This window comes from Myxococcus guangdongensis, assembly GCF_024198255.1.
Lineage (GTDB): Bacteria > Myxococcota > Myxococcia > Myxococcales > Myxococcaceae > Myxococcus > Myxococcus guangdongensis.
Genome location: NZ_JAJVKW010000001.1, coordinates 321396 through 334035, shown reverse-complemented (window position 1 = coordinate 334035; position 12640 = coordinate 321396). Strand labels below are relative to the sequence as shown.

Genomic DNA, 12640 nt, shown 5'->3' with positions numbered 1-12640 from the left:
AGGCCCTCAGGCGGCGCGGCGGCTCGCGGGCGTGGGCCGCACGTCGCCGAAGTTGGGCGCGGGCAGGACGATGGTGGGCGACAGCCCTGGCGCCAGCAGGTGGGACGTCAACAGCGACGACGGGTGGAAGTTCACGAAGGCGCCCTCCACCGCGGAGGGCCCGGCGAAGAGCTTCTCCACCACCATGGACGAGTACTGCAGCAGGGAGTCCTCGCGGCTGTTGCCGTTGATCACCACCTCCCAGCCCATGTGCTCGGCGAAGCGGCGCACCCCGGGGATGGCGGAGAGCAGCGGCGTGTAGCTCTCCGTGGCCACGCCGTTCTCGCTGGTGACGAACACCTCGCGCGAGGTGGCCACCGCCAGGGACATGTTGCCGCGCGTGTGCCCCGGCGTGCTCAGGATGGCCGCGCCCTTGCCCAGCCACGTGTCCCCGTCCAGCAGCACCACGCGCTCCTCGGGGATGTCCGCGCCGCCAGGGACGAACCACACCGACTGCATGGGGTGCAGGTCCTTGACCATCTCCCACTCCGCGCGCTGCACCAGCAGCTTCGCGCGCGGGAAGTACGCGGACAGGCCGTCACCGCCCAGCCACCCACGCAGGTCCTGGATGTGCAGGTGGTCGAAGGCGAGGAAGTCCACGTCCCCGGGCGTCAGCCCCAGCGAGGCCAGGTGGCTCTGCACCGTGCCGTGCTGGGTGGACATGACCTTGTCGGAGAGGAAGGCGCCGTAGCGCTCCCTCAGCGAGCGGTAGAAGGGCGCCGCCTGTCCCCGCTCGTAGTCGGAGGGGTTGAACAGGAGCGTGCGCCGCTCGCCGTTCGCGTCCACGAACTGCACCACCTGCATGCGGTGGGTCATCATCACGTAGGGCGCGGGGGAGCTCGCCGCGCCGCTGAAGGCGAACAGCGACGGGTAGGGGAAGGTGACGAGCTCACACGTCGCCACCGCCGCCACCGGGCCCTCCTGGACGAAGCGCTCGCGGGCCTGGAGCGCCGCGCGGCGCAGCTTCTGGAGGCGCGGGCCGGGCAGCGTCTCGGCGTGGGCCTCGGCGAGGAAGGGCAGGGGACGGAACGCGGGGCTCTGGCTCATGGGCTCACCGTGACTGCGAGAGGTCGATGACCTTGGCGACCGGAAGGCGATGTGTGAGGGCATGTTCTCGCGCCCCCGGGCCGTCCCGCCAAGTCGCCTGGGACGTGTTTCTCACGAGCGTCCTCCAGTCCACAGGCGTTCCTTCCGGGCGGTCTCACTCCGAGCGAATCGGGCCCGCGTGTCGACGGGCGTCCGAGGCGGGCTCCCGCTCGTCGGTCGGCTGGTCTCCGGGGTGTCCCCAGAGGCTTCCGCCGAGGATGTGGGCGACACGCGCGGCCTTCCTGTATAGGGTCACATGGTCATGGCGAGGAAGTCCGACACTCTCTCCGAAGAGGTCCTCCCGGAGGACGTCCGGCTCGAGGCCTCCCTGCGTCCGCGCTCGTTCGACGAGTACGTGGGGCAGGGCTCCGTCGTCGAGAAGCTCAAGGTCTACGTGCAGGCGGCCAAGAGCCGGGGCGACGCGCTGGACCACTGCCTGTTCTCTGGACCCCCGGGCCTGGGCAAGACGTCGCTGGCGCACATCATCGCCAACGAGCTGGGCGCGGGCATCCGCATCCACGTCACCAGCGGCCCCGCGCTCGAGCGCAAGGGCGACCTGGCCGGTCTGCTCACCAGCCTGGACGCGCGCGACATCCTCTTCATCGACGAAATCCACCGCCTCAACTCCGCCGTGGAGGAGTACCTCTACCCGGCGATGGAGGACTTCCGGCTGGACATCACCATCGACACGGGGCCGGCCGCCCGGGCGATGAAGATTGATTTGCCGCCCTTCACGCTCATCGGCGCCACCACGCGCACGGGCCTGCTCACCTCGCCGCTTCGTGACAGGTTCCAGATTCAGGAGCGCCTGGAGTACTACGACGCCCAGGCGCTGGAGCTCATCCTCCACCGCTCCGCGCGCATCCTCGGCATCCCCCTGGACAAGGACGCCGGGCGCGAGGTGGCCACGCGCTCGCGCGGCACGCCCCGCATCGTCAACCGGCTCCTGCGCCGGCTGCGCGACTTCGCGGAGGTGGAGGGCAACGGGCGCATCTCCCTGGAGCTGGCCAAAAAGTCCCTGGACCGGCTGGGCGTGGACGCCAGTGGTCTGGACTCCATGGACCGCAAGATTCTGCTCACCATCCTGGACAAGTTCGGTGGGGGCCCCGTGGGGGTGGAGACCATCGCCGCCAGCGTGGGCGAACAACGCGATACGATTGAGGACGTGTACGAGCCCTTCCTCATGCAGGAGGGCTTCCTCCAACGCACGCCCCGGGGCCGGATGGCCACGCACCGCACCTACCAGTATTTCAAGAAGCAGCCACCGCCCACTCCCCAGGGCAGCCTCTTCTGAACCCCCGCGAGCCATGAGCCAGGCCACCTCTCCCGCGTCTCCCGCCTCCGGACCCACCACCCTCCGCGTCGCGCGTGACTTCTACGCGGACCTGATGCGGGCCTCGCAGGCGTCGCGCGCGGGTTTCCTCGCCGAGCGCGAGCGCTGGCTTCGCGGCGTGCCGGTGGATGGCCGCGAGGAGCTGCTCTTCGAGTTCGAGATGCTGCTGCGCGCGGTGGAGCGCTACCTCAACCTCACCGCCGTGGTGGACGCCAAGGACCGGCCGCTCGTCACCCGCGACTTCCACGAGGAGCTGGTGGACGTGCGCGACGCCATGGACCGCGCCATCCGCGTCGCCCGCCACCTGCAGGACCCCGACAGCGACCAGAAGATGGTCTTCCGCAAGTACGTGGAGACCCAGCTGGCCGACGACCGGGTGCGCCGCGCGCTCATCGAGGAGGAGCTGGACCAGCAGACCGCCCCGGAGAGCCTCTTCGTGCTGCGCGAGGACCTGGACGCGCTCCGGAACCTCCTGGACCACCTGCTCCAGCTGCCCACCGCGCGGCTCAACCTGTTCCAGGACCTGGGCAAGCTCGCGCTGAAGGAAATCGTCCTCAACCGCTACTTCCGGCCCTTCCGCCCGCTGGAGTTCCGCGTCGAGTACGACCGGCTGCGCTCCGTGCGCATCCTGGACACCCTGTCACAGATGTCAGAGGAGCCGCGCACCGCCTTCGCCACCGCCTTCCTGGGCCTGTTCCGACTGTTGCACTACCTGTCCTACGTGGACGCGGAGGCCACGCCGCCCGTGCCGCGCCGCGTCCGGGTGCTGCTGGCCCTGGTGCGCAGTGAGACGCACGCCCTGGCCACGTGGATGCACGCGGAGCTGTCGCCCAGGGCGGGCTCCAAGGCGCTCCAGGCGGCCGCCCTGCGGGGCGCGCGCGACCTGGCCAAGGAGGCCGAGCGCATCGGCCGGGAGGTGCTCGCCCACGTGGACCGCGAGCCGGACGCGCCCCAGCGCGCCGCCGCCGCCTTCGCCACGCTTCTGCGCTCGCAGCTCGTCGCCCTGGTGGAGTCGCTCGCGCCCAATGGCGGCCTGACGGACGGCGTCTTTGACCAACTGGTGAGTCCCCAGGACGCCGCGCTGCGGCTGCGCAAGGACCTGTGGGTCTACGCCCAGCTGTGCCGCGCCGCCGAGGGCCACCTGCGCGCCGACGACGTCCCCGCCGCCGAGCGGGCCCTGGACGCGCTCAAGAGCTTCCTGGCGTACTTCCACGACGGCGGCTACCAGCTCCTGCGCTACGCGGACTACGACGCCTTCGACCGCTTCACCGCGCTCCTGGTGGAGCTGCCCTGGCCGCCCGAGGGCCCCGGCATCCGCTCCCGCCTCGCCGAGGACCTGCGCCGCTTCAGCCAGACGCTCGAGTCCACCTTCCACGCCGTCAGCCGCCGCACCCTCCTGCAGGGCAGGGGCTTCGATCGCCAGGAGGCCGAGGCCCTGAGGGACAGGTTCGTGAGCGCCGCGCCCCGCTGAGCCTCCTGTCGCGGGGTTGCGGGGACCCACGCCCACGCGCACCGTATGACGCAAGCCCCCACGACGGGTGCTCATACGGGGCGTGTTTGCTTCCAGCCAGTTCCTTGCGCTATGGACGCCCCCGTGTTGCATGGAAGACACGCTTCGTTACGAAGCGCGTCACGGTGATGGGCGGCGGCGGAGGCGGTGATGGAATCCCGGACACCAATGTCACGGTTTCGGGCGAATTCACCGGGCCTCCAACGGGGGGAGGGTGTCTGGCCACGATGGGCACCCACCGCGATGTCAGAAAAAGACCAGCCATTCCAACGGGTTCGAGCCACTCAAGGACCCCACGGAGGCCCCCGGGATGTCACGCAGTCGTGGCATGCCACTTGCTGAATCTGCGCGTCGCGTCAGACCACTGTTGAACGATTCCGGCGCCATCTGGCCAGATGACCGTTCGGAAGTCCCGCAGCACGAGCAGCCACGAGGCGACACCGACATGCCCCCGTCTTCCTACAACCAGCGCACCCTCTCGAAGACCGCCAGCCTCCAGGGCATCGGGCTCCACTCGGGCGCGAAGGTGACGCTCACGCTGCGTCCGGCCCCCGCGGGGCACGGCATCGTCTTCGTGCGTACGGACCTGCCCCGGCCGGTGAGCATCCCCGCCCTGGCGGAGTACGTGGTGGACACGGTGCTGGCGACGACGCTGGGGCGCGACGGCGTCAAGGTGGCCACGGTGGAGCACCTGATGTCGGCCATGGCGGGCATGGGCATCGACAACGCCCGGGTGGAGCTGGACGGCCCGGAGGTCCCCATCATGGACGGCAGCGCGGCCCCCTTCGCGGCCCTCATCCAGGAGGCCGGCGTCCGCGAGCTGGACGCGCCCAAGGAGCTGCTCGTCATCAAGAAGCCGGTGTCCGTGGTGGACGGCGACAAGCAGGCCTCGCTCACCCCGTCGCGCCACTTCCGCATCAGCTGCACCATCGACTTCGAGCACCCCGTCATCCAGGGCCAGGCGTTCGACCTGGACTTCAGCGACCGGGACTTCTCGCGGGAGATTTCCCGCGCGCGCACGTTCTGCTTCCTGCGCGACGTGGAGAAGCTCAAGAGCCTGGGCCTGGCGCGCGGCGGCTCGCTGGACAACGCCATCGTCGTGGACGAGGTCTCCATCCTCAACCCCGAGGGGCTGCGCTTCACCGACGAGTTCGTGCGTCACAAGATCCTGGACGCCATCGGTGACGTGTCTCTGTTCGGCAGGCCTGTCATTGGCCACCTGACGGCCTACAAGACGGGCCACGCGCTCAATCACAAGCTGGTTCGCAAGGTCCTCTCGGACCCGAGCTGCTATGAGATTGTCCCGGCGCGTCGCCGTGACATGGAGGGCCTGGAGCTGGGCCTGCCCGGGCTTGCTGGCGCGTTGGAGCTGGAGCCGCTCGTCGCCTGAAAGGGCGTCTTGCATTTCCTTGCAGGTCGGGGCTGCCTCGACTAAGTCGCGGGCTTATGCCCATGCGTCCAACCCCCGTCATCCTCGCCGCGCTGCTGGCGGCTTCGTTCACCGCCGGTTGCAACAAGGAGAAGGCGCCGGCCACCGCGCAGGCTCCCGCCGCCGCCGCGGCCACTCCGGGTGAGCCCACCCCGGACACCGTGGTCGCCACCTTCGGCGACGGCCAGAAGATCACCTACAAGGAGCTCAACGAGCGCGTCTCGGAGCCCCTGTCCAACCTCGAGAAGCAGAAGTTCCAGCTGCGCAAGCGCGGCCTCGAGGGCATGGTGACGGAGAAGCTGGTCGACGCCGAGGCGAAGAAGCGCGGCATCACCCAGGACCAGTTCCTCAAGGCGGAGATCGACGACAAGGTCCAGGCGCCCACCGAGGAGAAGATCAAGGAGGTCTTCGACGGCGCCAAGGGCCAGCTGCCCCCCGGCTCGACGTTCGAGCAGATGAAGCCGCAGATCGTCGACTTCCTCACCCAGCAGCCCAAGCAGGAGCGCGCCCAGGCGCTGTTCGCGGAGCTGCGCAAGAACGCCAACGTGGAGATCACCCTGCCCGAGCCGCCGCGCCCGCCGGCCGAGCGCAAGCAGGTCGCCGCCACCGGCCCGTCGAAGGGTCCGGACAGCGCGCCCATCACCATCGTCGAGTTCAGCGACTTCCAGTGCCCGTTCTGCAGCCGCGCCAACGCCGCCGTGGACCAGGTCTTCAAGGAGTACGACGGCAAGGTGAAGCTGGTGTTCCGCCAGTTCCCGCTCGACTTCCACAAGGAGGCCCAGAAGGCCGCCGAGGCGTCGCTGTGCGCGGCGGACCAGAACAAGTTCTGGGAGATGCACGACAAGCTGTTCGCCAGCCAGAGCGCCCTGCAGGTGGAGAACCTCAAGAAGTACGCGGGCGAGCTGCAGCTGGACCAGGCCAAGTTCGACAAGTGCCTGGACTCCGGTGAGAAGGCCGCCATCGTGAAGACGGACATGGCGGACGCGCAGAAGGTCGGCGTCAGCGGCACGCCGGCGTTCTTCATCAACGGCGTCATGCTCTCCGGCGCGCAGCCCTTCGAGGAGTTCAAGAGCATCATCGACGCCGAGCTGAAGCCGACGGCGCAGAAGTAATCCCGACGCACGGAGGGCACGGGCGGTGGCCCAGAAACCCAAGGCCACGCCCCGGCTCGGTGGCGAGGCGACTTCCCTGGACCTGGAGAAGTCGCTTTCCCAGGGCCTGTCCTCCTCCCGTCCCCTCTCGGCCTGGTTCCACGGGCCGGAGGGGATGGTGCTCCTCCATGAGCCCTCGGGCTTCGCCGGCTTCCTGGCCGGGACGCTCGGGACGTTGTCCGTGGAGGAAGTGTTTGCCCATGTCCTGACGGGCATCCGCAGCGGCCTGTTGGCCGTGCAGCACGGCGCCGTTCGCAGGACGGTGTCCTTCCGGGACGGGCAGGTGGTGTTCGCGACGTCCACGGAGCGCTGGGAGCGGCTGGGCGCGGTGCTGGTGCGGTTGGGGCTGGTGACGCAGGCGCAGCTCACGCAGGCGCTCTCGCGCGTGACGCCGTCGCGGCGCATCGGTCAGGTGCTCACGTCCGAGGGCATGGTCTCCGAGGCGAACCTCTACAGCGCCATGACGTACGTGGTGCGTGAGGTGGTGCTGAGCCTCTTCGAGCTGACGGACGGCAGCTTCCTGTTCGTCGAGGGCCCCGCGCCCATGGCGGACGTGGTGAAGCTGCCGGAGCGCACCCGGGATTTGGTGCTCACCGGAATCAAGCGCTCGGAGGAGCTGTCGCGGCTGCGGCGTCGCTACCCCGACGACACGCGCGTGGAGGTGGGGCCTTCTGGCGCGCGCGCGGGCGAGGAGCGCTTCTTCCAGCGGATGGGCTCGGGCACGACGGTGGGCGAGCTGCGGCTGGTGCGCGAGAGCGGCGGGCACACGTTCTTCACGTGGCTGGAGGAGTGCGTGCGGGGAGGTCACCTCCAGGTGAAGCCCGCGGCGCCTCCCGTGCCGCCGGTGCCCGCGGTGGAGGGCATGGCCTGGGAGCTGTTGTCCGCGGAGGAGCGCTACAACCTGCTGTTGTCGCTCATCCACCGCGCGCTGCGCGACGCGGGGCAGGACGTGGACCTGATGCGTGGCTTCCTCGACGCGCCGCCCTCGGGGCTGGAGGATGCTTTCTCCGGCGTGGTGCTGGGGCCGGACGGGCGGGTGGACGTGACGCGGCTGCGAGGCAACCTGGCCTCGGGGGGCGAGGCCGTGGCGCGGGCGCTGACGCTGGAGGCGCTGGACGCCATCGTGTCGTACGCGCTGTTCACCGCGCGCAACGTGTTGCCCCCGGACGTGGCCGAGCGGCTGTCCAACACCTACCGCACCCTGCAGGGAGGGCTGGCCTAGCAGGCGCCACATGCCCACGTTCGCGACCACGGCGTTGGTGGTCGGGGGATGCGTGTCATGGGTGTTCTGCGGAAGCTGGCGTGGGGTTTCCTGTTGGTGGGCACGGCGTGCAGTGGCTCGCGCCAGGCCGTGAAGGCCGACGCGGCGACGGAGCCGGGCACGGGCGGCTCCGGGCCCCCGGTGGCGGCGCAGACGGCGTCCGTGTCCGGGCCCTACGTCGACGAGGAGTTGGGGTTCGAAATCATCCGCCCCAGCGACGACTGGCAGCTGGACGTGACGAACGAGCGCACGCCGGAGGGCCTGGCGATTCCCGTCGTCCTGCGTCACCCACCGTCGGGTGCGCAGGTGGTGCTCCAGGTGGCGCCGGAGGTGGTGTCCCCCACCCAGTTCGCCGAGCGGCTCGCGGAGGGCCTGCGTCAGCAGCCGGGCTTCACCACCACGGACCCGGTGCCGCTCGCGCTGTCGGACAAGGCGGTGGGCTTCGACTTCCAGGTGGGGGACGGCGTGCACGGCCGCGTCGCGGTGCGAGAGGGCCAGGCGGGCCGCGTGCTGATGATGCTCGCCACCTGGCCCGCGCTGGCGCCCGCGAGTGACATCCAGAACGTGGAGGCCCTCATCCAGGGCATCCGGCCGCTGCCCGAGCGCAAGAAGCCGCTCCCGGGGACGGTGCCCCAGGCCGCGCGTCCCTGAGCTTCACCTGGCGCGGCGGGAGGCTCCCCACGCGCCGGACACAGGCGCGCCCTGGCCCACCCGCGCCTCACGGAGCGCCGCGCGCCTGAACGGTCCGCGTGTGGCCGCCGCGAGCTCCACGGGGACGTGGGGCCCGCGGCAGACCGCGGACGGGTGTGTCAGCCGCGCGCGGGCTTCTTCGCGGCGCGCGTCGTGCGAGCGGGCTTCGCGGGGGCCTCGGCCACCTCGTCGCCCTGCGTCTGCGCGCGCAGCCGCACCCACTCGACCAGGGTGCGCACGCCCACGCCGGTGCCGCCCTTGGAGAGGTAGCCGCGCTCCTTGGGGCTGTTGGACGGCCCGGCGATGTCCAGGTGCACCCACGGCGTGTCGCCGACGAACTCCTTGAGGAACAGCGCGGCGTTGATGGAGCCGCCCCAGCGCTCGCCGGAGTTCTTCATGTCGGCGACCTCGGAGCGCAGCGCGTCCTTCTGCAGCTCGCTCACCGGCAGGCGCCACATCTCCTCGCCCGCGGTGCGCGCGGACTGGAGCACCTGGTTGACGGTGTCGTCGTCGTCACCGAAGGCGCCGACGATGTAGTTGCCCAGCGCGACGATGCACGCGCCCGTGAGCGTGGCCAGGTCGATGACGGCGGACGGCTTGTGCTCGCACGCCCACGTCAGCATGTCGCCCAGCACCAGCCGGCCCTCGGCGTCCGTGTTGGTGATCTCCACCGTCTTGCCCAGCCGCGACGTGAGGATGTCACCGGGCTTGTACGCGTTGCCGGCCGGCATGTTCTCGCACGCGCCGATGAAGGCGTGCACGGGGAAGGGCGGCTTGAGCTGCGCGATGACCTGCATGGCGCCCAGCACCGCGGCCGAGCCCGCCATGTCCGTCTTCATGTCCACCATGCCCTCGGTGGGCTTGAGCGACAGGCCGCCCGAGTCGAAGGTGATCGCCTTGCCCACCAGCGCCAGCGGAGGCCGCTTCGCGTCGCGCGCGTTCTTCGGCGTGTACTCCACGTGGATGAGCCGGGGCTCCTCGGTGCTCCCGGCCGTGACGCCCAGGAACATGCCCATCCGCAGCTTCTCGATTTCGCGCTGGCCGCCGATGGTGATTTTGAGCCCGTGCTCCTTGGCGGACTTGCGCGCCGCCTCGGCCAGCACCGTGGGCGTCACCGCGTTGGGCGGCTCGTTCACCAGGTCCCGCGCCCAGTTGGCCGCCTCGGCCACGCGCTTGCCCAGCGCGAGCGCGTCCTCGAGCTCGCGCGACTTCTCCACGCCCTCGGGCAGCACCAGCGACACCTTGACGGGCTTCTTCGCGCCCTTCTCCTCGCGCGCGGAGGACTTGTACTTGTCGAACTTGTACGCGCCCAGCTCCAGCCCCTCCACCACCGCGCGCGCCGCGTCCGCCTGAGCGTCCGTGACGGGGAGCGCCATGACGAGCGAGGCCACCTTCAGCCGCTGCGCCGTCTTCGCCGCGCGCCCGGCGGCCAGCCGCAGCACCTCCGGCTGGAAGCGCGCGCGGCTGCCCAGGCCCAACAGCAGCACCCGGCCCGCCGGGATGCGGCCGAGGGTGTGCATCACCAGGGACTGGTCCGCCTTCGCCTTGAAGCCCTCCTGGGTGGCGGCGCCGCGCAGGCGGCCCTCCAGCGCGCTGTCCGCCGCGGCGAGACCCGCCGGGGCGCCCTCACCCAGCTCACCCTCGAAGAGCGGGATGACGAGCAGCTCGCCATTCGCAAGGGAGGCGTCGCCGGAGACGAAGGAGAAATTCATGGGCCGATGGACTCCTGAACGGATGAGGGAAGACGAAAGGCGGCGGACTGTAACGCCCGCCCTGTTGCACGCAAAGCGTTGGATTTCATTCGAGCGTTGCATTGCCGCGAGGGGCTGGGTAGCAGTCAGGCAATGCCCACCTTGCTGATGCATCTGACCGCCATCGAACGGTTGGCCGCCAACCCCGGAGAGCTGCCTCCGGAGTGGGTGCGTGCGCTCTCGGAGGACCTGCCTTACGCGCGCTTCGGCGCGGCGCTGCCGGACCTGCCCCTGTGCGAGGGCGTCCGTGGAGGGCTCGCGGCCTTCCTGCCCGAGCGCGAGATGCCGCTCTTCTCGCGGCTGTACCACGAGCGCGCGCCGGTGGGCTTCGGCCTGAAGATGGCGGAGCTGGTCGCCACGGGCGCGCTGGTGGGCACCGAGCCGGGACTGGCCCTGCTGTCCGGCTACTTCACGCACCTGTGCATGGACCGCCGGCTGCATCCCATCGTCGACCAGTTGGTGGTGAGACACCGCCGACGGGGGGAGCGGGCGCTGGCGGCGCACCGCGACATCGAGTGGGCGCAGACGCTCTTCTACCTGCGCGAGCTGCACGGCGTGGACCTGCTCGGCACGCCCCGGTTGCGCGAGAAGTGTCAGGTGGTGAAGAGCCCGGGCTTCCCATGGCGCGGCATCGGCCGGGGCATCTACGAGCTGGTGCGCCTGTCCTCGCAGGAGCGCGTGGGACAGGCGCCCTCCAAGTCGGACGTGGATGGCTGGGTGCGCGGGCTGTACGTCTCCGGACTCTTCCTCTCCAGCCCCGTGGGCCGCACGCGCGCGCTGCCCGCCTTCGCCCGACTGTCCTTCCAGGAGCTGTATCGCAACGACACCTTCGACTTCGCGCAGGAGGTCGAAGGTGCGCTGGAGTCGGCGCGTGGAGTCCTTCGGAGGTTGCACGGCTACATGGCCAGGGGCACCTTCACGCCTCGCACGCGGGCGCGCTTCCTGGAGGCGTTCCCCGAGGGGACGCTGGGGGTTCGCGCGGCTTGACGCACCGGCCCCCGGCCCTGCGGTGAGAGGACGTTTCGCGGGCAGAGCAACCGTCCTGCCGAGCCTGCCTGCCGTCGGGGAATGCCGCTGTGCGCGACGGGGCACCGCTCCTATCCTCGTAGAGGAATGACGGTACTTCTCCTCATGGTGGTGGGCGGGCTCGCGGGGACGTTGGGCGCGATGCTCGGCATCGGAGGCGGCATCGTGCTGGTGCCCGCGCTGGTGCTGGGCTTCGGGCTGCCGCTGGAGGAGGCGGTGCCGGCGAGCCTCATGTGCGTGGTGGCCAACTCGTGCGCCGCCGCCGCCGGCTACGTGGACAATCACCTGAGTGACATCCGGCTGGGCCTGACGCTGGAGCTGGCCACGGTGCTGGGCGCCATCGCGGGTGGCCTCGTCGCCGCGCTCATCGCGCCGGCCATGGTGGCGGTGGTGTTCGGCCTGTTCACGCTCTACGTCGCGCTGCAGATACTCCTGCTGCGCTCGCCCCGGCGCGAGCCGGCGACGCTGGATGACTACCAGCCGACGAACTACCCGCTGGGCATCTCCGGCTCGTTCGTGGCCGGCGGGTTGTCCGCGCTGCTGGGCGTCGGCGGCGGGCCGCTGAAGGTGCCGTTGATGAGCTACGGCATGCACGTGCCCTTCAAGGTGGCCAGCGCCACCAGCAACCTGATGATTGGCGTGACGGGCGCGGCCAGCGTGGCCGCGTACGCGCTGCGCGGACACCTCAAGCTGGGGCTGGTGTCGCCGTTGGTGGTGGGGGTGTTGGCGGGCGCCTACGTCGGCAGTCGGTTGATGCCGAAGGTCCCCACGGCGGTGCTCAAGCGGCTGTTCGCGCTGGTGCTGCTGACGGTGGCGGGGCAGATGTTGTGGAAGGGAGGGGCGGGACTGTGGCCGAGCATCTGGGAGTGAGGGGTGAGGACCCGGACGGAGAAGAACCTCCAACAGTCACAGCGGTGATGGCGGACCCCGCGAGGCTCGCGCACAACGCGGTGGTGGCGACGCCCGCTCCGGCCGCGGAGGGGGCGCCGGAGCTGGAGTCGGAGCCCGTCACCGCGAGCACCCTGGAGGCCCCCGCGCCGAGCACCACGCGCGTGCGCGACAGGGCGCTGGCGGGAGATCGGTGGATTGCCCGCGTGTTGCGCGTGGGCGCGGTGCTCAGCGGCGGCATGTTCATGCTGTCACTGGGACTGGAGGCGCTGCCGGGCTCGGAGAGCACGCACGTCGCCATCGACCAATTGCGCAAGGCGGCGGCGTCGCTGCTCCTGGTGACGCCGGTGGCGCGGCTGGGCGTGGCGGGCACGCTGTTGGGCCTGCGCGGCGAGTGGCGCTACGCCGTCATGGCCGCGGGGGTGCTGGGCCTGTTGGCCCTGGCGGTGGGTGCCGGCATCCAGGCCTGATGCGGC

General features: G+C 70.6%; 11 protein-coding genes. 9 read left to right on the top strand and 2 right to left on the bottom strand.

The window, feature by feature from the left end:
• Nucleotides 1-6: 6 nt before the first annotated feature.
• Nucleotides 7-1086: an MBL fold metallo-hydrolase gene (locus LXT21_RS01390; RefSeq protein WP_254036276.1), complete on the bottom strand. Its 1080-nt coding sequence runs from the start codon at nt 1084-1086 to the stop codon at nt 7-9.
• Nucleotides 1087-1381: 295 nt separating this feature from the next.
• Between LXT21_RS01390 and ruvB the strand changes: the two genes are divergently transcribed.
• The 6 genes from ruvB (at nt 1382) to LXT21_RS01360 (ending at nt 8460) form a co-directional block, all read left to right on the top strand.
• Complete coding sequence (gene ruvB, locus LXT21_RS01385) at nt 1382-2419, top strand: Holliday junction branch migration DNA helicase RuvB (protein WP_254036275.1); 1038 nt, start codon at nt 1382-1384, stop codon at nt 2417-2419.
• A 13-nt stretch (nt 2420-2432) separates the two neighbouring features.
• The gene (locus tag LXT21_RS01380) at nt 2433-3929 is read left to right on the top strand and encodes a hypothetical protein (protein WP_254036274.1); all 1497 of its coding nucleotides are present in this window, start codon (nt 2433-2435) and stop codon (nt 3927-3929) included.
• A 484-nt stretch (nt 3930-4413) separates the two neighbouring features.
• Complete coding sequence (lpxC, locus tag LXT21_RS01375; protein ID WP_254036273.1) at nt 4414-5358, top strand: UDP-3-O-acyl-N-acetylglucosamine deacetylase; 945 nt, start codon at nt 4414-4416, stop codon at nt 5356-5358.
• A 62-nt stretch (nt 5359-5420) separates the two neighbouring features.
• Nucleotides 5421-6509, top strand: coding sequence for a thioredoxin domain-containing protein (locus LXT21_RS01370; RefSeq protein ID WP_407666948.1), 1089 nt, complete (start codon nt 5421-5423; stop codon nt 6507-6509).
• Nucleotides 6510-6534: 25 nt separating this feature from the next.
• Nucleotides 6535-7770: a DUF4388 domain-containing protein gene (locus tag LXT21_RS01365; RefSeq protein WP_254036271.1), complete on the top strand. Its 1236-nt coding sequence runs from the start codon at nt 6535-6537 to the stop codon at nt 7768-7770.
• A 57-nt stretch (nt 7771-7827) separates the two neighbouring features.
• On the top strand, nt 7828-8460 hold the full coding sequence (locus tag LXT21_RS01360; RefSeq protein WP_254036270.1) for a hypothetical protein: 633 nt from the start codon (nt 7828-7830) through the stop codon (nt 8458-8460).
• 158 nt (nt 8461-8618) lie between these two features.
• Here the strand turns inward: LXT21_RS01360 and LXT21_RS01355 are convergent, their stop codons facing one another.
• Nucleotides 8619-10211 carry a leucyl aminopeptidase gene (locus tag LXT21_RS01355; protein ID WP_254036269.1) on the bottom strand — a complete coding sequence of 531 codons (1593 nt, stop codon included), beginning with the start codon at nt 10209-10211 and terminating at the stop codon, nt 8619-8621.
• A 132-nt stretch (nt 10212-10343) separates the two neighbouring features.
• Between LXT21_RS01355 and LXT21_RS01350 the strand changes: the two genes are divergently transcribed.
• The 3 genes from LXT21_RS01350 (at nt 10344) to LXT21_RS01340 (ending at nt 12634) form a co-directional block, all read left to right on the top strand.
• Nucleotides 10344-11237, top strand: coding sequence for a zinc dependent phospholipase C family protein (locus LXT21_RS01350; protein WP_254036268.1), 894 nt, complete (start codon nt 10344-10346; stop codon nt 11235-11237).
• A gap of 126 nt (nt 11238-11363) precedes the next feature.
• Nucleotides 11364-12146 carry a sulfite exporter TauE/SafE family protein gene (locus LXT21_RS01345; protein ID WP_254036267.1) on the top strand — a complete coding sequence of 261 codons (783 nt, stop codon included), beginning with the start codon at nt 11364-11366 and terminating at the stop codon, nt 12144-12146.
• A 47-nt stretch (nt 12147-12193) separates the two neighbouring features.
• Nucleotides 12194-12634 (top strand): hypothetical protein, encoded by a 441-nt coding sequence (locus LXT21_RS01340; protein ID WP_254036266.1) that lies wholly within the window; start codon nt 12194-12196, stop codon nt 12632-12634.
• The last annotated feature ends 6 nt before the right edge of the window (nt 12635-12640 follow it).

Excerpts from the sequence above, each read along its gene's own strand:
- LXT21_RS01390 (WP_254036276.1), bottom strand. The coding sequence starts at position 1,086 with ATGAGCCAGAGCCCCGCGTTCCGTCCCCTGCCCTTCCTCGCCGAGGCC.
- LXT21_RS01340 (WP_254036266.1), top strand. The coding sequence starts at position 12,194 with ATGGCGGACCCCGCGAGGCTCGCGCACAACGCGGTGGTGGCGACGCCC.
- LXT21_RS01370 (WP_407666948.1), top strand. The coding sequence starts at position 5,421 with ATGCGTCCAACCCCCGTCATCCTCGCCGCGCTGCTGGCGGCTTCGTTC.
- LXT21_RS01380 (WP_254036274.1), top strand. The coding sequence starts at position 2,433 with ATGAGCCAGGCCACCTCTCCCGCGTCTCCCGCCTCCGGACCCACCACC.
- LXT21_RS01350 (WP_254036268.1), top strand. The coding sequence starts at position 10,344 with ATGCCCACCTTGCTGATGCATCTGACCGCCATCGAACGGTTGGCCGCC.
- LXT21_RS01360 (WP_254036270.1), top strand. The coding sequence starts at position 7,828 with ATGGGTGTTCTGCGGAAGCTGGCGTGGGGTTTCCTGTTGGTGGGCACG.
- lpxC (WP_254036273.1), top strand. The coding sequence starts at position 4,414 with ATGCCCCCGTCTTCCTACAACCAGCGCACCCTCTCGAAGACCGCCAGC.
- LXT21_RS01345 (WP_254036267.1), top strand. The coding sequence starts at position 11,364 with ATGACGGTACTTCTCCTCATGGTGGTGGGCGGGCTCGCGGGGACGTTG.
- LXT21_RS01355 (WP_254036269.1), bottom strand. The coding sequence starts at position 10,211 with ATGAATTTCTCCTTCGTCTCCGGCGACGCCTCCCTTGCGAATGGCGAG.
- ruvB (WP_254036275.1), top strand. The coding sequence starts at position 1,382 with ATGGTCATGGCGAGGAAGTCCGACACTCTCTCCGAAGAGGTCCTCCCG.